The 22439-nt window shown below is 51.1% G+C and carries 19 protein-coding genes and 1 pseudogene; 18 read left to right on the forward strand and 2 right to left on the reverse strand.

Features of this window, described 5'->3' with window-relative positions; genetic code table 11:
• Positions 1-22 precede the first annotated feature (22 nt).
• The 5 genes from nagK to Q8O77_RS07305 are packed head-to-tail and all read left to right on the forward strand — an operon-like array spanning position 23 to position 5491.
• On the forward strand, positions 23-937 hold the full coding sequence (gene nagK, locus Q8O77_RS07285; protein ID WP_305552192.1) for an N-acetylglucosamine kinase: 915 nt from the start codon (positions 23-25) through the stop codon (positions 935-937).
• 10 nt (positions 938-947) lie between these two features.
• On the forward strand, positions 948-1946 hold the full coding sequence (gene nagB-II, locus Q8O77_RS07290) for a glucosamine-6-phosphate deaminase NagB-II (protein ID WP_305552193.1): 999 nt from the start codon (positions 948-950) through the stop codon (positions 1944-1946).
• Between the two features lie 22 nt (positions 1947-1968).
• Positions 1969-3084 carry an N-acetylglucosamine-6-phosphate deacetylase gene (gene nagA, locus Q8O77_RS07295; protein ID WP_305552194.1) on the forward strand — a complete coding sequence of 372 codons (1116 nt, stop codon included), beginning with the start codon at positions 1969-1971 and terminating at the stop codon, positions 3082-3084.
• 35 nt (positions 3085-3119) lie between these two features.
• Positions 3120-4412 (forward strand): N-acetylglucosamine MFS transporter NagP, encoded by a 1293-nt coding sequence (nagP, locus tag Q8O77_RS07300; RefSeq protein ID WP_305552195.1) that lies wholly within the window; start codon positions 3120-3122, stop codon positions 4410-4412.
• Positions 4412-5491, forward strand: a complete 1080-nt coding sequence (locus Q8O77_RS07305) for an acyltransferase family protein (RefSeq protein WP_305552196.1) — start codon at positions 4412-4414, stop codon at positions 5489-5491. The genes nagP and Q8O77_RS07305 overlap by 1 nt, the downstream gene beginning before the upstream one ends.
• Before the next feature lie 30 nt (positions 5492-5521).
• On the opposite strand, the gene Q8O77_RS07310 is transcribed toward Q8O77_RS07305, so the two are convergent.
• Together Q8O77_RS07310 and coaD are read right to left on the reverse strand one after the other, a co-directional pair.
• Positions 5522-6886, reverse strand: a complete 1365-nt coding sequence (locus Q8O77_RS07310; protein ID WP_305552197.1) for a capsule assembly Wzi family protein — start codon at positions 6884-6886, stop codon at positions 5522-5524.
• 29 nt (positions 6887-6915) lie between these two features.
• Positions 6916-7398 (reverse strand): pantetheine-phosphate adenylyltransferase, encoded by a 483-nt coding sequence (coaD, locus tag Q8O77_RS07315; protein WP_305552198.1) that lies wholly within the window; start codon positions 7396-7398, stop codon positions 6916-6918.
• Between the two features lie 118 nt (positions 7399-7516).
• Here coaD and Q8O77_RS07320 point away from each other — a divergent pair, with 118 nt between their 5' ends.
• From Q8O77_RS07320 to Q8O77_RS07375, 13 genes and pseudogenes are all read left to right on the forward strand, one after another.
• Positions 7517-8164: a TetR/AcrR family transcriptional regulator gene (locus Q8O77_RS07320; protein WP_305552199.1), complete on the forward strand. Its 648-nt coding sequence runs from the start codon at positions 7517-7519 to the stop codon at positions 8162-8164.
• A 142-nt stretch (positions 8165-8306) separates the two neighbouring features.
• On the forward strand, positions 8307-9503 hold the full coding sequence (locus tag Q8O77_RS07325; protein ID WP_305552200.1) for a glycine C-acetyltransferase: 1197 nt from the start codon (positions 8307-8309) through the stop codon (positions 9501-9503).
• A 15-nt stretch (positions 9504-9518) separates the two neighbouring features.
• On the forward strand, positions 9519-10544 hold the full coding sequence (tdh, locus tag Q8O77_RS07330; protein ID WP_305552201.1) for an L-threonine 3-dehydrogenase: 1026 nt from the start codon (positions 9519-9521) through the stop codon (positions 10542-10544).
• Between the two features lie 210 nt (positions 10545-10754).
• Positions 10755-11294, forward strand: coding sequence for a PEP-CTERM sorting domain-containing protein (locus Q8O77_RS07335; protein WP_305552202.1), 540 nt, complete (start codon positions 10755-10757; stop codon positions 11292-11294).
• Positions 11295-11633: 339 nt separating this feature from the next.
• A pseudogene (locus Q8O77_RS20055) lies at positions 11634-12008 on the forward strand (protease inhibitor I9 family protein); the annotation flags it as partial.
• Positions 12009-12101: 93 nt separating this feature from the next.
• A complete protein-coding gene (locus Q8O77_RS07340) occupies positions 12102-14660 on the forward strand; it encodes a S8 family serine peptidase (RefSeq protein WP_371133471.1) in 2559 nt (852 codons plus the stop codon).
• A gap of 226 nt (positions 14661-14886) precedes the next feature.
• Positions 14887-15591: a GGDEF domain-containing protein gene (locus tag Q8O77_RS07345; protein ID WP_305552204.1), complete on the forward strand. Its 705-nt coding sequence runs from the start codon at positions 14887-14889 to the stop codon at positions 15589-15591.
• A 104-nt stretch (positions 15592-15695) separates the two neighbouring features.
• On the forward strand, positions 15696-16727 hold the full coding sequence (locus Q8O77_RS07350; RefSeq protein WP_305552205.1) for a substrate-binding domain-containing protein: 1032 nt from the start codon (positions 15696-15698) through the stop codon (positions 16725-16727).
• Positions 16728-16860: 133 nt separating this feature from the next.
• Positions 16861-18240 (forward strand): phosphate ABC transporter permease subunit PstC, encoded by a 1380-nt coding sequence (gene pstC / locus Q8O77_RS07355; RefSeq protein WP_305552206.1) that lies wholly within the window; start codon positions 16861-16863, stop codon positions 18238-18240.
• Between the two features lie 3 nt (positions 18241-18243).
• Positions 18244-19614: a phosphate ABC transporter permease PstA gene (pstA, locus tag Q8O77_RS07360; RefSeq protein WP_305552207.1), complete on the forward strand. Its 1371-nt coding sequence runs from the start codon at positions 18244-18246 to the stop codon at positions 19612-19614.
• Positions 19615-19673: 59 nt separating this feature from the next.
• Positions 19674-20444, forward strand: coding sequence for a phosphate ABC transporter ATP-binding protein PstB (pstB, locus tag Q8O77_RS07365; protein WP_305552208.1), 771 nt, complete (start codon positions 19674-19676; stop codon positions 20442-20444).
• Between the two features lie 72 nt (positions 20445-20516).
• Positions 20517-21242, forward strand: coding sequence for a phosphate signaling complex protein PhoU (gene phoU / locus Q8O77_RS07370; RefSeq protein WP_305552209.1), 726 nt, complete (start codon positions 20517-20519; stop codon positions 21240-21242).
• 263 nt (positions 21243-21505) lie between these two features.
• Positions 21506-22411 (forward strand): porin, encoded by a 906-nt coding sequence (locus Q8O77_RS07375; protein WP_305552210.1) that lies wholly within the window; start codon positions 21506-21508, stop codon positions 22409-22411.
• Positions 22412-22439: the final 28 nt, after the last annotated feature.

Genomic DNA, 22439 nt, shown 5'->3' on the forward strand with positions numbered 1-22439 from the left:
TACTTGTGACGAGGTTATAGGGATGAAAGCAATGCTGAAGGCCGATACGCCTTTGTATTTGGGGATAGACGGCGGTGGCAGCAAATGCCGCGCTGTTATTGTATCGTCGGATCAGCAAATTTTAGGTGAAGGTTTATCCGGCCCGGCTAATCCGCTGCGCGGCATGAAAGTTGCGACCGACTCTATTTTAAACGCAACCCAACAGGCATTAAGCTGTGCCGGGCTGACATTTAACGATATGTCGCGTCTGGTGGCCGGCGCCGGCTTGGCAGGGGTGAATATACCGCAGTATTTTCAGCTGTTTTCTGATTGGCAGCACCCGTTTAAAACGCTGCACCTGACCAGCGATTTGCATATCGCTTGCATGGGCGCACATCAGGGCGGTGACGGCGCTGTCATTATTGTCGGCACCGGCTCCTGTGGTTTGGCAGAAGTGAACGGCCAGCTGATTGAAGTGGGCGGTCATGGTTTTCCTTATGGCGATAACGGCAGCGGCGCCTGGTTTGGCATGCAGTTGCTGCACAAGGTACTGCTGAGTTTGGACAAGTTGGCGCCGGACACCATGTTAACTGATTTACTGTTGCAGGAGCTGGGGGCGACGAACAGCCTGGAGCTGGTTGCGCACTTTATGCATGCTACACCAACAACTTATGCTAAGTTTGCGCCCTTAGTGTTTGTGGCCGCCGAAGCCGGTGATGAAACCGCATTGCAGCTGGTGCAGCAAGGCGCCGGTTTTATTGCAGCCATTGCCAACCGCTTGCTGAGTATTCAGCCGCCGCGGCTATCTTTTATTGGTGGCCTGGCGCACAAGTTGCTACCTTATTTACCCGCGCAAGTACAACAACAGGTTACGCCGGCACTGCAAACGCCGGAACTCGGAGCTGTTTGGTTTGCCCGTTCACGCAATCAAACGCAATCTATCGCTATGTCGTTATAGGTAGGAAGTAATGAGCAACAGTATTATGGCGCTTGAAGCCAGAGAAGCCCCGCAACGTATCGCCGAACAACTGGCAGCCAACAAGGCCATGGTAGAGCAGGTGGTGCAGCAAATTCGTCAGCGCGCACCCAAGTTTGTCTATATGGTGGGGCGAGGCTCTTCCGATCATGCCGGGGTATTTGCTAAATATTTAATTGAGATAGAGGTGGGCCTGCCGGTGGCGGCGGCGGCACCTTCTATTGCCAGCGTGTATAACAAGTCACTGCAGCTGGCTGATGCGCTGGTGCTGGTGATTTCGCAGTCCGGTCGCAGCCCGGATATTCTGGCTCAGGTAGAAATGGCCAAACGCAGCGGCGCCATGGTAGTGGCCTTGGTAAACGATACGTCATCACCCTTAGCTGAGCTGGCGCACTATACGTTACCGTTGCACGTTGGGGCAGAAAAAGCCGTGGCGGCCACCAAAAGTTATCTGGCGACTTTAAGTGCTATCTTGCAACTGGTGTCGGTGTGGTCCGGCAATCAGGCATTACAGCAGGCGGTGCAACAATTACCGCAAAGTTTAACCGCTGCTATAGCGTTGCCGCAGCAGCTTACAGCGCAGGCACTGGAGCGGGTAGCGCATCTGGTGGTGTTGGGCCGCGGCTTGGGTTATGCCATTTCACGTGAAATTGCACTGAAATTAAAAGAAGTGTGCGGCATTCATGCTGAAGCGTTTTCCAGTGCGGAGTTTTTACACGGCCCGGTTACCCTGGTAAAAAACCAGTTTGCTATTGTCGATGTCAGTATTAATGATGAGAGCATCAGCGCGCACCGTGCTCAGGTAGAAGATGTACGTAGCCGCGGCGCTGCCATAGTGCAGTTGCACCATAGTGACATAGCAGCACATCCGCGGGTGTTGCCGTTATTGTTACTGCAGCGGTTTTATCTGGATGTTGAAGTGGTGGCCCGTAGCCGTGGCATTGACCCGGATGCACCCCCTGGCCTGAATAAAGTGACGAAAACGGTATAACGCAACTAACGGTAAACAGCGAATGCAGCAGTTAAGTGTCAGCCGGTTGTTTGACGGCGAAAATTGGTTTGAGAATGTTACTGTCGCTATTAAAGACGGGATTATTCAGGCGATCACGCCGTCAGTGGGCCAGGTGCAACCCGGTACCCTGGTGCCGGGTTTTATTGATGTCCAGGTCAATGGCGGCGGCGGTGCCTTATTTAATACCGCGCCGACGCGGCAGACGCTGCGCACTATGTTGCAGGCGCATGCCCGTTTTGGCACTACCGCTATGCTGCCTACGGTGATCACCGACAGTGTAGCGGTAATGCAGCAAGCCGCCGATGTGATTGCCTTGGCTATTGCTGATGCGGAACCCGGTATTATCGGCGTGCACTTTGAGGGGCCGCATTTATCGGTGCCGAAAAAAGGCGTGCATCCGCAGCAGCATATCCGCCAACTAAGCGCGGCGGAGCTGGCAATTTACGGCCGTGCCGATCTTGGCATTAAGCTGGTAACAGTAGCGCCGGAAAACATCAGCCCGGCGCAAATCCGCCAGTTAGTGGCACTAAATGTGATTGTTTGCCTTGGCCATTCCAATGCAGATGCGGCTACAGTGCAGGCCGCGCTGGATGCCGGCGCTACCGGCTTTACCCACTTATATAATGCTATGTCGCCGCTGACATCGCGCGAGCCTGGTATGGTGGGCGTAGCGCTGGCCGACCCGCACAGTTGGTGCGGCGTGATCTTTGATGGCCACCATATGCATCCGGTTGCTGCCAAAGTGGCGCTGGCGGCTAAGGCCAAAGGCAAGTTGATGATTGTTACCGATGCCATGTCACCGGTGGGCACCGATGATCGCGAGTTTGATTTATTTGACGGCAAAGTGCAGCGCGACGGCGATAAACTAACCGATGCCGACGGTCGTTTGGCCGGCTCGGTATTGGATATGGCAGGCGCCGTGCGTTATGCCATCGATTCCCTGGGTGTTGTGCCGGAAGAAGCGCTTAGGATGGCGTCGTTGTATCCGGCACAATTTTTAGCCCGCCACGGCGCCGGGCGCATAGTGGCAGGTGCACAGGCAGATTTAGTGTTACTGGATAACGATTGGCAGGTACAGGCCAGCTGGATTAACGGCCGGCCACTATTTAACGCTTAATATAATGATAACAACAACGGGGAAGGAATATGGAAATGACAGCTGAACAGTCGCAGCGGCGCAGCAGCCTGCTGCCGATGGTAATAGTAGCGATACTGTTTTTTGTGCTGGGTTTTGCTACCTGGCTGAATGGCTCTTTAATGCCTTATCTGAAACAGATGCTGCAGCTGACACCGCTGCAGGCGTCATTGGTCATATTCTCCTTTTATATCGCAGTAACCTTTACTGCGCTGCCATCGGCCTGGCTGATCCGTAAAGTCGGCTATAAAAACGGTATGGCGCTGGGTATGGCCACCATGATGCTGGCCGGCTTGTTGTATATTCCGGCGGCCCAGACACAAACCTTTGCTTTGTTTTTACTGGCGCAGCTGGTTATCGGTACCGGCCAAACGCTGCTGCAAACAGCGGTAAATCCCTATGTGGTAAAAATTGGCCCGGAAGAAACCGCTGCCGTGCGTATCAGTATTATGGGCATTCTGAACAAAACTGCCGGTGTGGTAGCGCCGATAGTGTTTACCGCGCTGATGGCCGGTAGCTTTGTTGTTACTGCCGATGTGGCATTAACGCCGGCACAAGTTGATGAGATGGCAGCACGTTTAGTTCTGCCATATTTAGGCCTGGCGGCATTTTTGGGCTTACTGGCGCTGGCAGTGAAGTTTTCACCACTACCGGAGCTGGCCAAGGAAAGCGGTGATGAGAATAAAGCCGGACAAATCAAAGCGGTGCTGGCTAAGCCCGGCCTGGTGCTGGGCGTGCTGGCGCTGTTTGTTTATGTCGCCGTTGAAGTTATTGCCGGCGACACTATCGGTTTATTCGCACTGTCGCTGGGTGTAGAGCGCTATACCGTGATGACGTCCTACACTATGGGCTGCATGGTGCTGGGCTATGTGCTGGGTATTTTGCTGATCCCAAGGCTGTTGTCGCAACAGGCGGCATTAGCGGTATCGGCGGTACTGGGTGTGCTGCTGACACTGGCAATAGTGCTGGGCGACAGCTCATCTTATGCTATTGCCAATACCGTACTGGTGCCGTTTGGTGGCACGGCGTTGCCGGACACCCTGTTGTTTATTGCGGTGCTGGGGTTGGCTAATGCCATTGTTTGGCCAGCGGTATGGCCGTTGGCGTTGTCCGGCTTAGGTGCGTTAACCAGTATTGGCTCAGCACTGCTGATTATGGGTATCGCCGGTGGTGCTTTTGGTCCGCTGTTCTGGGGCCTGGCCAGCGGCAGTTCGCTGGGCCAACAGGGTGCTTATATTGTTATGCTGCCCTGCTATGTGTTTATTTTGTTCTATGCGCTTAAAGGCCACAAACTGACCAGCTGGAAATAATGCAAAGCGGTACACGGTTTTACGCGCTGGATGCGCTGCGCGGCCTGGCAATTGCGCTGATGATTTTGGTCAACACACCAGGCTCGTGGCAGCATGTATATAGCCCGCTATTGCATGCACCATGGGACGGTTTTACCTTTGCTGATATTGTGTTTCCGGCGTTTTTGTTTGTAGTGGGTGCGGCAATGTTTTACTCGTTGCGCCACGCCGAATTGAATATGGCAACTCTGGCGCGCATTGCCAAACGCAGTGCGCTGTTGTTCGCCATTGGCGTGTTGTTAAACTGGTTCCCGTTTACTACTGATATTGCAGAGCTGCGTATTTTCGGCGTATTGCAGCGCATTGCGTTGTGTTATGCCGTGGCGGCAGTGTTGGTGTTGCTGCTGAAAGGCCGTTACTTGCCATTCCTCGCCGGCGGCATTTTGCTGCTGTATTGGGGCTTATTGCTCGGCTTTGGCACAACAGAGCCTTACAGCCTGAGCGGTAATGCGGTATTGCAGCTGGATTTGTATCTGCTTGGCGGTGCACACCTGTATCAGGGTTTTGGTATCGCCTTTGACCCGGAAGGGCTACTCAGTTCCTTGCCGGCGGTGGTGTCGGTGCTGGCCGGTTACTCTGTGGCGGCACAGCTTAAAGTGCGCAGCGCCCAAGCCGGTGCGCTTTGGTTGCTAAACGCGGCCTTAGTGCTGCTGTTGGCTGCATGGCTGTGCAGTATGTTCTGGCCGGTAAATAAAGCGCTGTGGAGTGGCAGCTATGTGTTGTTGTCTGTTGCGATACTGCTGCTGATATTGGCGGCTCTGGTTTGGCTTTGTGATGTGCGGCAGCAGCGTACTGTGCTGCAACCACTAATAGTGTATGGCAGCAATCCGCTGTTTATTTATATTCTGGCCTGGCTATGGGCGGTGTCAGCGACGTTAATTCCTGTAGCCGGTAGCAATCTGTACCAATACAGCTTTGAGCTGCTGGCGCAGATGTTTGCGCCCAAAGCGGCTTCGTTGCTGTTTGCCTTATTGCATGTGCTGTGGTTTTGGTGGTTGTCGCTGCTGTTGTACCGGCGCAATATCATTATTAAGTTATAACACCGGACGCCACCCGGTTTAACTCTGTCCTTAGAAGCGATATTCCCATGTCACAGCCAGGCTGCCGCGTTTAATGTGTAGTTCCGGTTGTGGCGATTTATCAAATACGCGGCCCTCAACGCTGAGCAAGCCTTTGAGCAAGGGTTGGCGGTATTCCAGCCGCAGTTGCCAGTTTTTTATGTCAGATGCGGCGGCAAGGAACTCACCCCGCAATACACTCAGCGCCCAGCTGTAGCCATCAAAGGTTTGGTAGCGGTAACCGGCAGACAGCACCTGTGCGTCGCTACCATAGCCACTACCTATAACGCGGCCATAGCGACGGTAACCCTGCGGATAAATGTCACCTTCGTAAGCGCAGTTTCCGGCAGTGGCTTGCTCTTCACAGCGGATGTAACTGTCAGACCATTCCAGATTCAGCGTATGCACAGCACTGGCGCTGCCAAAAAACGTGCGCATACCATACAGTTGCAGCGGTTTGCTTAGCGTACTGCCGCCGTTATCATCAGCTAATTCGGTATAAAAGCTGAAAGGGCGGTTAAACAAGTTGGTGTGAAACGTCAGATCAATCGCAGCCAGGTTGTCGGCGTTGTCATCATCGTTTAACAGCAGCATATCAGTAACAGCACCCAAGCCGTTATCCAGGTTATCGCCACCCCATTGGCTCACACGGGACAAGCCCAGTTCCAGTTGCGGCAGCGGACGCGCGCTGAAGCGGGCGCCAAAATGTTTAATTTGCCGTGGCATACTGCTGTGTTCGCCCTGGCCGATAAAGGCTGTAAAGCTCCACGGGCCTAACCAGCTAAACAGCATGTTATCGCTGGGCTGCCAACTATGGCGGCTTAAACGTAACGAGGGAATGGGCCGTGCGTTATTGCTAATCAGTAACGCGGTTTGCTGGCCCGGGCCCCACCACAACGGTTGCTGATCCAACGCCAGTACCCAATTGCCGGCAATAAATGCCAGGTAGCTGCCGTCATACGTCAGTTCCTGCTCGTTACTGCCATCCTCAAGCTTGCGGTAGTTCAGCTGTGTTTTCGCCGCCCAGCTATCACCCAGATATTCTTTAAATACGGTAGCGCCGGCTTTATCAAAATAGCTTTCGCCAAAGCTTTGATATAGCGACGGATCCGAGCTGGCTTTGAGTTTAATACCGGCAATGTAGCCCGCCTGGTTGGTATTCAGCGCGGCGCGGACATGCGCCAGGGCAAAGCGCAATTCTTCTGTTGGTTGTTCTGCTGCTGCGGCTAAATCAACCGCGATATTTTTCCACATTAACGGGTAAGTATTTACCGGGCCGGTTAATACACCAGCGTGGGCCAGCGTTTGCAGCGACTGGCGCAGGTAGTTATCTGTGGTATCTACCCAGGGCGCCGCAGCGGCAGGCAGTGCAAGCATCAGTACACTTAATAAACAGGGTTTAAAGGTCATAGTTTTAATTTGGTTTTCAGCGCAACTTCAACATGAGCCGGCACAAAGCTGGAGACATCTCCGCCGTGGCGACACACTTCTTTGACTAAGGTGGAAGAGATAAAAGTATTTTTTTCCGACGGTGTCATAAAAATGCTGTCCAGTGCCGGGTTTAACTGGCGGTTCATGCTGGCCAGCTGGAACTCATATTCAAAATCGGCGACGGCGCGCACGCCACGAAGCAGCACCTGTGCGGACTGATCTTCAGCAAATTTAGCCAGTAACCCGGAAAAGCCGATGACGCTGACATTGCTGATACCGGCAAAGGCCTGCTGCGCCAGTGCTACCCGCTCATCCAGACTAAACAGCGGTTGTTTACTGGGGTTGGCCGCGACTGCCACAATTACCTTGTCGAACATGCGTGCAGCACGCTGCACTAAGTCAGCATGGCCATTGGTTAGCGGGTCAAAGGTGCCAGGGTAAATTGCTTTAATTTTCATTGTATTGCGAGCTTTCCTTGGCGAGAGCTAAGCCATGTCCGGCCTGCTACTGGAGTTTTTAATCAATTTGGCGTTACTATAGCAAATTAATTTCGCGAAGAATAAGCCTGTTTAGCAGATGGAAAAAAAGTTAAGAACCAAAGATAAAATTCTGCAAGCCAGCATTGAATTGTTTAATCAGGTGGGCGAGCGTCAGGTTACTACTAACCATATTGCTGCGCATCTGGGCATTAGTCCGGGTAATCTGTACTACCACTTTCGCAATAAAGAAGACATCGTACGGCAGATTTTTAAAGAATACGCTAAGTTGCTGGAAACCCGCATTAAGCCGCCGTCGGATAAAGCGGAAGCTTTGGATGCGCTGGCCTGCTATCTGGATGCGGTGTTTGAGTTGATGTGGCGCTTTCATTTCTTCTATGCCAATTTGCCGGATATTTTGGCGCGCGATCCGGCCTTGCAACAAGATTATCTGCAGGTACAACATGGTGTACTAAGCCGCGTTATTGCGGTGCTCAAAGCGCTGAAACAATCCGGCGTGATCCGCATAGACGATGAGGATATCACCGACCTGGCGCACAGCATTAAGCTGTTAGTTACCTTCTGGATCAGTTATCTGAAAACCCAGGCACCGCACAAAGAGATTGATCAGGCCAGCGTGTATCAGGGCGTGTTAAAAGTGCTGCTGTTGTTTAAACCCTATGCCACTGAACAAGCTAAACCGCGCATTACCCGGTTACAACAGCATTACGAGGCGCTGGCGCTGTAACAACGCCGGTCTTTGTAGGCTAAACTTTACAGCAGCAGGTCTGAACAGCGCTTAAGTTAACGTAAAAGCGCTGCAGCCTTGCGCTATAAGCTTTACAATGGCGCCGTTTTTCTGATCCCTCACCCCCGCAACAGGAGGCTTTATGCGCAATGGCGCTTTTCTGCAACATCTACAACAACAACTAGACGATGTGAAAGCAGAAGGTTTGTACAAAGCAGAGCGTATTATTACGTCACAACAAAGCGCCGGCGTTACCGTTGGCGGCCAACAGGTACTTAACTTTTGTGCCAATAACTACTTAGGTTTGGCCAATCACCCCGACCTGATTGCCGCTGCACAGCAGGGCTTACAAAGCCATGGTTTCGGTGTGGCGTCGGTGCGCTTTATCTGTGGCACCCAGGATATTCATAAAACACTGGAGCAAAATATCAGTGCGTTTTTAGGCACTGAAGATACCATTTTGTATTCTTCCTGCTTCGATGCCAACGGCGGCTTGTTCGAAACGATCTTAGGCGCCGAAGATGCAGTAATTTCCGATGCATTAAACCATGCTTCTATTATTGACGGTGTGCGTTTGTGTAAAGCCAAACGTTACCGTTATGCCAATAACGATATGCAGGAGCTCGAAGCGCAGCTAAAACAAGCTGATGCCGATGGCGCGCGCTTTAAGCTGATTGCCACCGACGGCGTATTCTCGATGGATGGCGTGATTGCTGATCTGAAGTCAGTTTGTGACCTGGCCGACAAATACGGCGCCATGGTAATGGTAGATGACAGCCATGCTGTAGGTTTTGTCGGCAAAAATGGCCGCGGCACCCATGAATACTGCGATGTAATGCAGCGCGTTGACATTATTACCGGCACCCTGGGCAAGGCCCTGGGTGGCGCGTCCGGTGGCTATACCTCGGGTAAAAAAGAGGTGATTGAATGGCTGCGTCAGCGTTCACGGCCGTATTTGTTTTCTAATTCTTTAGCGCCGTCAATTGTTACCGCCTCTATTAAGGTGTTGGACATGCTGGCCTCGGGCGATGCGCTGCGGGCTAAGCTTTGGGATAATGCCAACTACTTCCGCGAAAAAATGTCTGCCGCCGGCTTTACGCTGGCCGGTAAAGACCACGCCATTATTCCGGTAATGTTGGGCGATGCCAAAGTAGCGGCAGAAATGGCCAAACGTATGCTGGCCGAAGGCATTTATGTGGTGGGTTTTTCATTCCCGGTAGTGCCAAAAGGCCAGGCGCGTATTCGTACACAAATTTCAGCAGCACATACAACAGAGCAACTGGATAAAGCAATTGATGCCTTTATCCGCATTGGTAAAGACATGGGCGTGATCGCATAAGGGCGGGGCGTGAAAATGAAAGCATTAGCAAAGTTAAAAGCAGAACCGGGCATTTGGCAGACCGAAGTCGACAAGCCACAAGTGGGCCCGAATGATGTGTTAATCCGCATCAAAAAAACCGCCATTTGTGGCACCGATGTGCATATTTACAAATGGGATGAGTGGGCGCAGAACACCATTCCGCATGGCATGGTGGTAGGCCACGAATACGTGGGCGTAATAGAGGGCATGGGCTCGGAAGTACGCGGTTTCAGCATTGGTGATCGTGTATCGGGCGAAGGCCATATTACTTGCGGCCACTGCCGTAACTGCCGTGCCGGCAGGGTGCATTTATGCCGCAACACTATTGGGGTTGGGGTTAACCGCGCCGGCTCTTTTGCCGAGTATCTGGTTATTCCGGCCTACAACGCCTTTAAACTGGCGGATAATATTCCGGATAATATCGCTGCTATTTTCGACCCGTTCGGTAATGCCGTGCATACTGCTTTGTCGTTCGATTTAGTCGGTGAAGACGTGCTGATCACCGGCGCCGGCCCCATCGGCATTATGGCGGCAGCCGTGGCGCGCCATGTCGGAGCCCGCCATGTAGTGATCACCGATGTTAACCCTTACCGGCTTGAACTGGCACTGAAAATGGGTGCCACCCGCGCGGTGGATGTCAGCAAGCAAAATTTGAAAGATGTAATGAAAGAGCTGGGCATGACAGAGGGCTTTGATGTTGGTCTGGAAATGTCCGGTGTGCCGGCGGCGTTTCGCGCCATGCTGGACACGATGAACCACGGCGGCAAAATTGCCATGCTGGGTATCCCGCCTTCCGACATGGCGGTAGACTGGAACAAGGTGATTTTTAAAGGCCTGGTGATTAAAGGCATTTATGGTCGTGAGATGTTTGAAACCTGGTACAAAATGGCCAGCTTAATTCAGTCCGGGCTGGATTTAACACCCATGGTAACGCATGAGTTGCCGATGGAGCGCTTTCAGGAAGGCTTCGACATTATGTGCTCCGGCCAATCCGGCAAAGTGGTACTAAACTGGTCATAGTCAGCCAGATCAACAACAAGGCGAACTCCGGTTCGCCTTTTTTATTGTCTGCTTTTTATACAGTAATCTGTGTTGCTCGCTACAAAACAAAGACAGCATGTCTTAAGTTATTGAATAAATTTGATATTAACAATTGGATTGCTTTATGCATTGCGTAATTTGCAAGCAATTGCATATCACATAATCAATAACAAAATTAAGAGGTAATCCATGTTGAAGTCTATTCTTATCGCCCTGTCTGTACTGATGCTCAGCGCTGTCACCTTGTCACAGCCGGCACAGGCAGGCCCTATACTGACTCAGGAGTTTTTGGCCGAAGATACTAACGGCAACACTATTTCTATCGGCGCTATCAGTTTTGACACTGACGACCTTGATGAATGGTTCCCGGGCACCGGCGACTTGCTGGCGTGGGAAAGTTTCACCTTGTTCGGCTATGAAATTGATACCAGCTTTTTCTTTGTCAGCCTCGGCTTTAATCCGGATAACATTTTTGCCGGACTGGAGTATATCAACTTTGATGTTACCGATATCGACATGACCATCGCCTTTCAGGGCTTTTTCGATCTGAATAACTCAGGCCTGCCGGCTGAATACACTACTTTTGATTTCGCTACAGGCGAGTTCACAGTATTCGCTAATTTCGCACCCGGCCGCGTCTCTGCAGTATCGGCGCCGGCTACTATTTGGCTGTTGTTTGCTGCAGCCGGTGGCTTGCTATTGCGTCAGCGTCGTCATAACGCGGCTTAAATCGGGATTGTCAGTTTTCTTTGCAAAAGGCCGGGCGATATACAAACCAGACTTATGCGCAGCGTCAAAGCTACGCTGTGTTTAGCTGCGCTCCCTGCTGTTTTTGCTAAACAATTGACTGTCCAAATTTTATACAGTTGTTGCCGGTGTGTTTACCCAACAACAAAGATATTACGGCTATATACATCGCTACAGCATGAGTTGGGCGGTTCCCGTAGTTACTTCTGTTGCACAGCGAGCTATAACAATAAACGGAGACATCAGATGCAATTTAACAAATTTATGTCCAGAACAGCCTGTGCAGTAGCGCTGGCTGTTGGCGGGGTCCACGCCGATACGATGGCCAATAATTATCAGATAGAAGTTGACCGTTCTGCGCTGCAACAAGCCGGTGAAGACAGCGCTGCAGTGCCCTATATCGTGCAGGTTAAGGGTAAAAGTGGCGTGGAGAAAGCTGAGGAGTTTGGCGAATTATTGCCGGCGGCACAATCTGTCACTGTTGGCCTGAACCGCTACAATGCAGCTTCAGCACGTATGCTCAGTTACACCAATGGGTTAAAACATTTTCATCAACAGTTAGCTGCGCAAAATGGTAGCGGCAAGCTGCTTTACTCCTACACCCACACTTTTAACGGTTTCTCGGCGAAAATGACACCCGCTCAGGCCGAGGCGCTGCGTAACCATCCCAATGTAGCCGGCGTCTGGCGCGATGAAGCTCAGCAACTGACGACGTCAAATACACCGGCTTTTCTTGGTTTGACTACGGGGCCGGATGGTCTGCATGTGCAGGGTGTTAAAGGGGAAGGTGTGGTTATAGGGGTAGTAGACAGCGGCATTTGGCCGGAACACCCTAGTTTTGCTGATGATGGCTCTTACGCGCCTTTAGCCGGCTGGGCCGGTACTTGCGACAGCGGTGAAGATGCCGATTTTAGTTGTAACAATAAACTGATTGGTGCCCGCTATTATAAAGAGTCATTTGAAAGCGCATATCAGTTACAACCCGGCGAGTTTGTCTCGCCACGGGATGCCGATAACCACGGCACTCATGTGGCCTCAACTGCAGGCGGCAACGAGGGCGTAACGGCGGTATTTAACGGTACTGAAGTAGCAACCGTGTCCGGTATAGCACCGCGTGCCCGCATTGCTATGTATAAAGCCTGCTGGAACAGCAGTTACACCAACCCGCAGGGCCAGCCGGAACGTGGCTGTTTTGGCGGTGATACTATGGCGGCGATTGATCAGGCGGTAGCAGATGGCGTCGATGTAATTAACTATTCTATCAGCGGTAGCTTAACTAATATCACCACGCCGCAAGCTGCGGCAAAACTACGCGCGGCTCAGGCCGGTGTCTTTGTTGCGGTATCTGCCGGCAATAACGGGCCGACAGCAAGTACTATAGGCACGCCGGCTCCCTGGGTCACAACAGTAGCCGCGTCAACTTATAGCGGCACCAGTATTGCCAATGGTTTGGAGGTTCTGGGCGGCCCTTTACAGGGAGTATATCAGGCTGTAGAAGGTGGCACTTCCGTACCGTTGAGTGAAGTGGGCGAGATTACTGCAGATGTGGCAGTAGCATCTCCGCTTGAAGCCTGTGAGCCGCTGGATAATGCGGCTGAACTGGCTGGTAAATTTGCCCTGATACAGCGTGGTACCTGTAGCTTTGATATCAAGCTGGGTAATGCGCAAGCGGCCGGTGCAGCCGGTGTTATCGTATACAACAACTCAGCAGCAGCACCGAGCACTATGGGAGGCACAGCCAGCTTTAACATACCGTCCGTAATGACCACTCTGGCAGCCGGCAGCGCTTTTAATGCAGAGGTAACAGCAGGTGGTGTGGTGACAGTAAAACTCAGCCCGTCGGTGTTCGTTGACGATGTGGTTGAAGTGGGTAACCTGATGGCCGGTTTCTCCTCCCGCGGCCCTAACCTGAATACATTAGATATTATTAAACCGGATATTACTGCGCCCGGGGTGAAAATCCTCGCTGGTGCCTCTGCACAGACAATGTTTGGTACACCAGGTACCAGCTTTACCTACCTGCAGGGCACGTCTATGTCGAGCCCGCACATTGCCGGTATTGCGGCGCTGGTTAAAGAGGTGAACCCGGGTTGGTCTGCGGCAATGATTAAATCTGCCATTATGACTACCGCCCGACAAAACCTGACCAAAGAAAATGGTTTAACTGCTGCAGATCCGTTTGATTTTGGCGCCGGCCATGCTGTACCTAACAGTGCGGTTAATCCGGGTTTAACTTACCCTATTTCCAACTTAGAGTATTTCGCCTTCTTGTGTGGTGTCGGTGAGGCTGCCTTCGTGCAAACTGCCAGTGGTTTTTCCTGCGCCGCCTTTGTTAACGCAGGGTACAGCACTGATGCCAGCCAGTTAAACCTGCCGTCTATGGCGATTGCTGAGTTATCGGAGCAGGAAACGCTGCAACGCCGTGTGATGAATGTCAGTGGTTCTGCTTCTGTTTATACCGCCAGCATTGAAGCGCCTGCCGGTGTGAATGTGTCAGTGGTTACCAATGACGGTGGCAATACCTTGTCGGTACCGGCAAATGCTACAGTACCTTACAGCCTGATTTTTACACCAACGCAAAGCGCAGTGATGAACCAGTGGGTGTTTGGTGCTATTACCTGGTCTGATGGTGTGCACAGTGTACGTAGTCCTATTGCCGTAAAAGTAGTGCCGCCAAAATTAATTCTGGCGCCGGCTGAGGTTAATGCTTCGGTAGCCGCCAAAGGTGGCCGTGTCAGCTTCCCGGTAACAATGAACTACAGCGGTTTAACCAGCACCACTATGGCCGGGCTTACAGCGCCATTTGGTTCATCTGGTGTAGTAGCGCAAGACGCCGACAGTACTTTTGCCTTTAACGAACCAGGCTTGGGCTTCCATACTTTCCTGATACCGGAAGGTACCCGCATGGTGCGTTTCAGCTTGTATGAAGAGTTAACCGATGTACCCGGAGCAGATCTGGATATGTTTGTTTATCGTTGTATTGCTCTGTCTTGCACTGCGGTAGGTTCTTCTGCCAGAGAAGGTGGTTATGAAGAGGTAAGCTTACGTGACCCTGCGCCGGCAGCCGATGGCGCAGCCGGTGACTTCTATCTGGTGTTTGTACATGGCTATTCGTTGTTTGGCGCAGAGCAGGCCAATTACACCATGCCGGTATGGGTAGTAAACGGCAATGAAGGTAACAGCCGCGTAGCCGCCAGCATGCGGGCAATAGCCGGCCGGCCGAGCAATGTCACCTTGATCACCACCGGGCTTACCGCCAGCCCGTTCCCGTATCTTGGTGTGATGTCATTTAATGACGCCGATGGTAATGAACAGGCAACCAGCTTGCTGGAAATTATTGCTAATTAACCATCAGTAGTAAAACAAGGGCCCGGTATTTATGCCGGGCTTTTTTTCAGTGAAAACAGTGGTCTTTACCCTGTAAATAGCTGACCTATACTGAATAGGTTACTTGCAACGCCAGATAGGCAGGAACTTAGTTGTGTGCAGAGCCAAATGCTATAAGAGCAGGTTGATACGGAAACAAACTAAGCTTTGCAGCGCAGTAGTGCTGATAAGTATTACCGGCAGCGGCATGGCCTCCGATAGTGATTCAGCCGCACAATTTTCCGGTTATACGCCGGCTGTTATAGCGCTAATGGTGTTATTTTTTGTCGTAATGGCATTACTTATTTTTGTGGTGTTGCGGTTTCGGCGTATGGCAGCGGCTTTACGTGCAGAGATTGCCCGTCACGCTGACACCGAACAGCAACTGGTGCAGCGTAATCAGGAGTTGTTGCAGTTAGCAAGTACTGACTTGCTCACCGGGTTGGCTAACCGGCGCGCTATTATGCAGCAAGCGATGGTCGAGATCCGTCGTGCCAACCGGTATCAAAAAGACCTGGCGGTGCTGATGTTGGATATTGACCACTTTAAGCAAATTAATGACCAACACGGCCACGCTGCAGGCGACAAAGTATTGGCCGAATTTGCCGATGTATGCCGGCAAAGTATCCGCGATACCGATTTAGCCGGGCGCTACGGTGGCGAAGAATTCTTTATCTTACTGCCGGAGATTGATTTGAAAACGGCTATTCTGTCTGCTGAGCGTATTCGTATGACAGTGGCCGAACATGCGTTTACCTTACGTGATAACACTGTGCTGAATATTACCTGCAGCCTGGGCATTGCCATGTATCTGCCGGACCGCGATGACCTGGACAAATTGCTGCTGCGCGCTGACCAGGCCTTATATCAGGCGAAACGTCAGGGCCGTAACCGCTGTTGTGTGCAGCAATAAGCTATATTGGCTAAGTAGAGAAATAATTCCCCCACTGTCATATTACTGCAATAAAAATGCAGCAAACTGGTCGGGTACATACTTCGGATAACCGGGAACCTGATATGAAACTGAATACTTTTTCCAGCCTGTTAGTGGCGGCTACTGTCGCTTTAACCGCATCAGCAACAGCACAGGCACAAAGCCGTGACACTATCCAAATTGCCGGTTCTTCTACCGTGCTGCCGTTTTCTTCTGTAGTGGCAGAAGAATTTGGTAATAATTTTGCTCAGTTCCGCACCCCGGTAGTGGGCTCAGGCGGCTCGTCAGGCGGTCTGCGCCAGTTTTGCCAGGGCGTAGGTGCTAACACTATTGATGTGGCCAACTCGTCACGTAAAATTCGTCCGAATGAAGTTGAAGCCTGTAAAGCCAATGGCGTAAAAGAAATTATTGAAGTAAAAATCGGCTATGACGGCATTGTGTTCGCTTCACGTGTAGATGCGGCAATATTTAAACTGGAGCCGGTTCATGTGTTCCTTGCCCAGGCAGCACAAGTACCACAGAATGGCAAAATGGTTGCCAACCCTTATAGCCGTTGGAGTCAGATAGATAAAGCTTTGCCGGACCAGGAAATTTTACTGGCCATCCCGGGCTCTAATCACGGTACCCGCGAAGTTTATGAAGAAAAGGTAGTGGTACCGGGCTGCGAGACCTTGGCTGAAGTAAAAGCTTTGGATAAAGAGGCTTCACATAAATTTTGTACTGCTATGCGTACCGATGGTCGGGTAGTAGAAATTGCCGGTGATTACACTGAAACCCTGGCGCGGTTACAGGCGCAAAAAGATGCGATTGGCGTATTTGGTTTAAGCTTTTATGAAGCAAACCGCGACCGCATTAAAGTGGCAACAGTATCAGGTGTAGAGCCAAACCTGGATACGATTATTTCCGGCGAATATCCGGTATCACGTCCACTGTATATCTATGTTAAAGGCGCGCATATTGGTGTTATCCCGGGCTTGCAGGAATATGCTCAGTTCCACGTAAGTGAAGGCATGTCTGGCTTTGGCAGCGTGCTGGAAAGTGCCGGTTTAATTCCGCTGGCTGACGATGAACGTGCGGCAATTATACAGAACATCCGGCTGAAAAAGTCGCTATAATCTGTCTGCTGTTATAAAGAGAACCTGTAGCGGGTTCTCTTTTTTGCATTCTTACTGTCATAAAAATGAAATATAAGCCGCTTACACTGCGCACCTTAGTTAGTATCACGTGTAAGCCGTTTACGGAGCGACCATGAGTAACCTTTCGTTAATTGTCGTGCTGCTGATCCTGATGGCATTGGGCTACCAACTTGGTATGACCCGCAGCCGCAAAGTAGCAACAGTTAACCCCGATTTGCGCATGCATTCCAGGCCACATCATTACGGTATGATGGTTGGTTTATGGGCCGTGCTGCCGGCATTTTTTATCCTGTTGCTGTGGCTGTGGCTGGCACCGGCAGTCATTAATTCTATGATGCTGGCACAATTGCCGGCTGATGTAGCTGCTTTAGCCGCCGATGAGTTGCGGGTGGTGTCGCAGCGTATCGGTAACTTAGCCGGTAACTTCGGTGTGGTAGCCGATGCTGCTGACTGGGAACTGGCGGCGGCGGAACACTTGCGCCAGCTTAAAGCCAACAGCGCCCTAGTATTGACCGCGTTAATGGCGGTAATAGCGGCAGTGGGTATGCTGTATAGCCTGTTGCGCATTACGCCGCGTTTAAAGGCCAGGCATCAGGTAGAGCGTGTCGTCAAAGCCCTGCTGGTACTGTGCTCTACCGTTGCTATTCTGACCACCATCGGCATAGTGCTGTCGATGCTGGGCGAAACCATGAAATTCTTCAGTTATATCCCGCCTGGCGAGTTTTTCTTTGGTACCACCTGGAACCCGCGTTTCTCTACGGTAGGTGTAGGCGAGCAGGGTGATTTTGGTTTAGTGCCGTTGCTGGCCGGTACGGCAATGATCGCCGGTATCGCCATGCTGGTGGCTATTCCGCTGGGTTTAATGGTGGCTATCTATCTGGCCGAATATGCGCCGGTTAAGCTGCGTAATACCGCCAAACCGGTTATCGAAGTGTTGGCCGGTATTCCAACCATAGTGTATGGCTTCTTTGCGCTGGTCACGGTAGGGCCCTTTTTGCGCGACTTGGGTGCCGCAGTAGGGCTGGATATTAATGCTACCTCGGCGTTAACCGCCGGCGTGGTAATGGGCATTATGATTATCCCGTTTATTTCATCCTTGTCAGACGACATTATCACCCAAGTACCAAAATCGATGCGCGATGGCTCATTGGGGCTGGGCGCGACCAAGTCTGAGACTATTTTAAAAGTGGTGCTGCCGGCGGCGCTGCCGGGCATTGTCGGTGCAGTGTTACTGGCAGCCAGCCGTGCTATCGGTGAAACCATGATAGTGGTACTGGCCGCAGGTAACAGCCCGTCGCTGACCGCTAACCCGTTTGAAGCGGTATCTACTGTAACGGTAACCATAGTTAATCAGTTAACCGGCGACAACGATTTTTCCAGTCCGCAATCACTGGTGGCCTTCGCATTGGGCTTAACCCTGTTCGTTATTACCTTGCTGCTGAACGTAATAGCGCTGGTGATAGTGCGTAAATACCGTGAGCAATACGAGTAAGTTATGACCATTATTGCAGAAAACCCGATTAAAGCTGTTGCAGCGCCCAGCCAGGTGCAACAAAAGGTAATAGCGTCGCTTAACCGCCGGCACCGTAAAGAAAATCTGTTCCGCCGTTTGGGGCTGACAGCGGTACTGATCAGCCTCGGGCTGGTTGCGGTGTTGTTTATCAATATTTTCTCCAAAGGATTACCGGCATTCTGGCAGTCGGCCATTACGCTGGATATCTACTTCGATCCGCAGATCATTAAGATCCCGCCGATGCCACAGCAGCGTGACGACGAGTCTGATAACGATTTCCGTCAGCGGCATATTGAATGGCAGACCGAAATTGGCTTTGTTAACTTTAACCGGCTGATCACCGACAGCTTGCAAAAAATCCTGCCCGATGCAAACAAGCACCGGCGCGATCTGGCGCGGGTGGTGACCTCAGGCGAGCGTTTTGCACTGCGCGATATGGTGGTAGCAGATCCGTCAATTATTGGCCAAACCCGCACGCTGCACCTGCTAACGGATGCCAATATTGATGTCTGGTTAAAAGGTAATATTGATCGCAGTCTGCCGGATGGGCAACAGCAGCTCAGCCCGAAAATGCGTGAATGGGTAGATAAGCTGTCCGCCGATGGTGTTATTCAGAATCGCTTTAGCCTGGCACTGTTTATGAACCCGGATTCGCGCAGCTCACTGGCATCTGCCGGTTTAGCCGGTGCTTTTATGGGCTCTTTCTACATGATGCTGGTGGTGATTCTGCTGGCGGTACCGATGGGGGTGGCCGCGGCCATTTACCTGGAAGAATTTGCACCGCGTAATAAAATTACTGACCTGGTGGAAGTAAACATTAATAACCTGGCGGCGGTACCGTCGATAGTGTTTGGTTTGCTTGGCGCCTCTGTGTTAATTGGCTGGTTTAACCTGCCGATGTCAGCACCTATTGTCGGTGGCCTGGTGTTATCACTGATGACCTTGCCCACTGTAATTATTGCTACCCGCTCCACATTAAAGGCAATACCACCGTCTATCCGTCAGGCGGCGCTTGGGCTGGGTGCATCAAAGATGCAGGCTATTTTCCACCATGTGTTACCGCTGGCCATTCCCGGTATTTTAACCGGTGCTATTCTTGGCGTAGCCCAGGCACTGGGCGAAACTGCGCCATTGCTGTTGATCGGCATGAAGTCCTTTGTCGCGTCAATTCCGGCTTCACCGTTTGAGCAAGCCAGTGCCTTGCCGGTACAAATTTACCTGTGGCAGGGCAACGAGTTGCGCAACTTTTTTGAAGCCCGCACCTCTGCCGCCATTATCGTGTTGCTGCTGATGATGATTAGCTTAAACGGCCTGGCCATTTGGCTGCGGAAAAAATATGAGAAGCGCTGGTAACCCAAGTCGTTAATTAAACCGCGCTCAACAGATTTAATTTTAAGGTAACGGATAAACAAATGAGTAATTCAGCTCCGGTAAAAATCAGTGCTACAGATGTAAAGGTGTTTTACGGCGATAATCAGGCGCTGCATGGCATCAGCATGGATGTGTATCAGAATGAGGTTATCTCCTTTATCGGCCCGTCGGGGTGTGGTAAATCGACCTTTTTACGTTGTATGAACCGGATGAACGATACCATAGAGCATTGCCGTGTTACCGGCAGTATTTTGCTTGATGGCCGTGATATTCATGAGCCGGCACTGGACGTGGTGCAACTGCGGGCGCAGGTGGGCATGGTGTTCCAAAAACCTAACCCGTTCCCGAAATCCATTTACGAAAACATCTCTTACGGACCGAAGTTGCACGGCCTGGCAGAGCGCAAAGCCGATCTGGATGACATTGTGGAGTCCAGTCTGCGTCGCGCTGGTTTGTGGAATGAAGTAAAAGACCGGCTGGACCAACCCGGCACCGGTTTATCCGGTGGTCAGCAGCAACGTTTGTGTATTGCGCGCAGCATCGCAGTAAGCCCGGAAGTTATCCTGATGGATGAGCCTTGCTCGGCACTGGATCCCATTGCTACCTCTATTATTGAAGAGTTGATTGACGAGCTGAAGCAAAACTTCACCATCGTTATTGTCACGCACAATATGCAGCAAGCTGCCAGGGTGTCAGATCGTACTGCCTTCTTCCATCTGGGTAACCTTATCGAGATCGGCAATACTAATGATGTGTTTACTAACCCGCAGCAAAAGCGCACCGAAGACTATATTACCGGCCGCTATGGTTAAGTGTTGTTAAGCGGCGACAGGATTTAAGCGGCGACAGGATAGTGGCGAAGACTAATTCAGGAGAGCGGCATTATGCCAAATAGCAAAATCGGCGGCCATTATTCACAGGCCTATGATGAAGAATTACAGCAGGCAGTAGCGCGTTTAATGCAGATGGCAGAGCTGGCGCAGCAACAGCTGGTCGATGCGTTGACGGCTTTTACCACCGCAGATATGAAACTGGCGCAACAGGTAAAAGACTTTGACCGGCGCGTGAATAATTTCGAAGTGGATATTGACGAGCACTGCCTGGATATACTGGCACGGCGGCAACCGGCAGCCAGTGACTTACGCCTGGTACTGGCCGTATTAAAAAGTATTAACGACGTTGAGCGTATAGGCGATTTAGCCAAACGTATTGCAAAAGCCTTGTTAAAAGAAGAGCCTGACAGCCGGCCGGCGACATCACAGTTGGATGCACTGGCGCAAATGGGACAAAAAGTACTGCAGATGTTGCAGCGTGCTTTAGCGTCTTTTGAGCAAATGGACGCGGAAGCGGCGCTGGCGGTATTGCGCGAAGATAAAGCCATCGATGATGATTACGCCCGCATTTTACAACACAGCCTCAACAGCATGATGCACGATGCCCAGCAAATCAGTGTCAGTCTGCAGATTTCACAAGTTGCCAAAGCGTTGGAGCGGGTGGGTGATCACGGGCGTAATATTTGCGAACATGCTATTTTCCTCAGTTTAGGTCGCAATGTTTCCCATCTTAGCGATGAAGAATTGCAGCAGGTCGTCGATAAAAAACGCAGTTAAACAACATTTTTTGCAAAAAAAGGGGCTTTAGCCCCTTTTTTTATAGCTGAACACGGCAGATTGCCGGCTATGCTGCTAATTTAATACATACTTTTCCTCAGAAAGTTCAAATTTTGGCTGTGGTCATAAAAACATCATTTAAAAGTCATAAATATGCCATCTTGTCATTTAACTGTCATGAAATGGTCATATTATGACGCCGTCATCAACAGCTGGCCGCTGACGATAGTAGCGATGAGCCGGTAATAACTCAGGTGCAGAGTATGAAAAAAACATCAGTAGCATTAATAATGGCAGTAGCAGGCGTAGCAACAGCGCAAGCTGAGCCGGTAACACTATATGGCCAGCTGAATGTATCAGCGCAGTCCACAGATGAAGGCGAAGGCCGGTTCTCGGAGTTAAAAAGTAACAGTTCACGTTTTGGTTTAAAAGGCGATTATGCGCTGGAAGACGGTCTTACCCTGGTGTATCAGCTGGAGTGGGGCGTGGATTTGGCTGATGTCGGCGACGGTGACAACATCACTTCGCGCAATCAGTATGTCGGTCTGGCCGGTAACTTTGGTGAAATCCGTTTAGGCCGCCACGATACTGCACTGAAAGATGCACAGGGTAAAATCGATTTATTCAGTGATTACGAAGCCGACGTAAAAAACCTGTGGAAAGGCGAAGTACGCGCCAGCGATTCCATCACATACTACACGCCTACGTATAACGGTTTTGGTGTGCACTTAACCTATGTAATGGAAGATGCCGCTGACGCTGAAGATGCATACTCTGCCGCTGTATATTATGGTGATGAAAACCTGAAAAACAGTAACTTCTATGCAGCAGTAGCAGTCGATTCTGAGGTAAATGGCTACGATACGCTGCGCTTACAGGCTCTGGGTAAAGTATCAGGTATCAGGTTAGGCGCTATATTTCATCGTCAGGAAGATATTATCACCGGGCTGGAGCAAGATGGCTGGTTGGTAAGCGGTGCTTATCCACTGGGTAAAACTGAGTTAAAAGCCCAGTATCAGACGCTGGAAGATGACAATGCGATAAGTGTTGGTGCCGATTATAAAGCCGGCAAAAATACCACTTTATTTGCCTGGTACAGCAGTTTTAACCTGGATACGCCAACACCGGACCGTGACTACCTGGCGGTGGGTATCAAGCATAAGTTTTAATTGAGCATAAGTTGTAATCTGCTTTGCA

The sequence above is a fragment of the Rheinheimera sp. genome, assembly GCF_030690345.1.
Taxonomy (GTDB): domain Bacteria; phylum Pseudomonadota; class Gammaproteobacteria; order Enterobacterales; family Alteromonadaceae; genus Alishewanella.

What these genes read in the sequence shown, in the direction of transcription:
- Q8O77_RS07320 (WP_305552199.1), top strand. Translation starts at nt 7,517, where the DNA reads ATGGAAAAAAAGTTAAGAACCAAAGATAAAATTCTGCAAGCCAGCATT.
- Q8O77_RS07345 (WP_305552204.1), top strand. Translation starts at nt 14,887, where the DNA reads ATGGCCTCCGATAGTGATTCAGCCGCACAATTTTCCGGTTATACGCCG.
- Q8O77_RS07305 (WP_305552196.1), top strand. Translation starts at nt 4,412, where the DNA reads ATGCAAAGCGGTACACGGTTTTACGCGCTGGATGCGCTGCGCGGCCTG.
- Q8O77_RS07325 (WP_305552200.1), top strand. Translation starts at nt 8,307, where the DNA reads ATGCGCAATGGCGCTTTTCTGCAACATCTACAACAACAACTAGACGAT.
- coaD (WP_305552198.1), bottom strand. Translation starts at nt 7,398, where the DNA reads ATGAAAATTAAAGCAATTTACCCTGGCACCTTTGACCCGCTAACCAAT.
- pstC (WP_305552206.1), top strand. Translation starts at nt 16,861, where the DNA reads ATGAGTAACCTTTCGTTAATTGTCGTGCTGCTGATCCTGATGGCATTG.
- nagA (WP_305552194.1), top strand. Translation starts at nt 1,969, where the DNA reads ATGCAGCAGTTAAGTGTCAGCCGGTTGTTTGACGGCGAAAATTGGTTT.
- nagB-II (WP_305552193.1), top strand. Translation starts at nt 948, where the DNA reads ATGAGCAACAGTATTATGGCGCTTGAAGCCAGAGAAGCCCCGCAACGT.
- tdh (WP_305552201.1), top strand. Translation starts at nt 9,519, where the DNA reads ATGAAAGCATTAGCAAAGTTAAAAGCAGAACCGGGCATTTGGCAGACC.
- Q8O77_RS07335 (WP_305552202.1), top strand. Translation starts at nt 10,755, where the DNA reads ATGTTGAAGTCTATTCTTATCGCCCTGTCTGTACTGATGCTCAGCGCT.
- pstA (WP_305552207.1), top strand. Translation starts at nt 18,244, where the DNA reads ATGACCATTATTGCAGAAAACCCGATTAAAGCTGTTGCAGCGCCCAGC.
- nagP (WP_305552195.1), top strand. Translation starts at nt 3,120, where the DNA reads ATGACAGCTGAACAGTCGCAGCGGCGCAGCAGCCTGCTGCCGATGGTA.
- phoU (WP_305552209.1), top strand. Translation starts at nt 20,517, where the DNA reads ATGCCAAATAGCAAAATCGGCGGCCATTATTCACAGGCCTATGATGAA.
- pstB (WP_305552208.1), top strand. Translation starts at nt 19,674, where the DNA reads ATGAGTAATTCAGCTCCGGTAAAAATCAGTGCTACAGATGTAAAGGTG.
- nagK (WP_305552192.1), top strand. Translation starts at nt 23, where the DNA reads ATGAAAGCAATGCTGAAGGCCGATACGCCTTTGTATTTGGGGATAGAC.
- Q8O77_RS07375 (WP_305552210.1), top strand. Translation starts at nt 21,506, where the DNA reads ATGAAAAAAACATCAGTAGCATTAATAATGGCAGTAGCAGGCGTAGCA.
- Q8O77_RS07350 (WP_305552205.1), top strand. Translation starts at nt 15,696, where the DNA reads ATGAAACTGAATACTTTTTCCAGCCTGTTAGTGGCGGCTACTGTCGCT.
- Q8O77_RS07310 (WP_305552197.1), bottom strand. Translation starts at nt 6,886, where the DNA reads ATGCTTGCACTGCCTGCCGCTGCGGCGCCCTGGGTAGATACCACAGAT.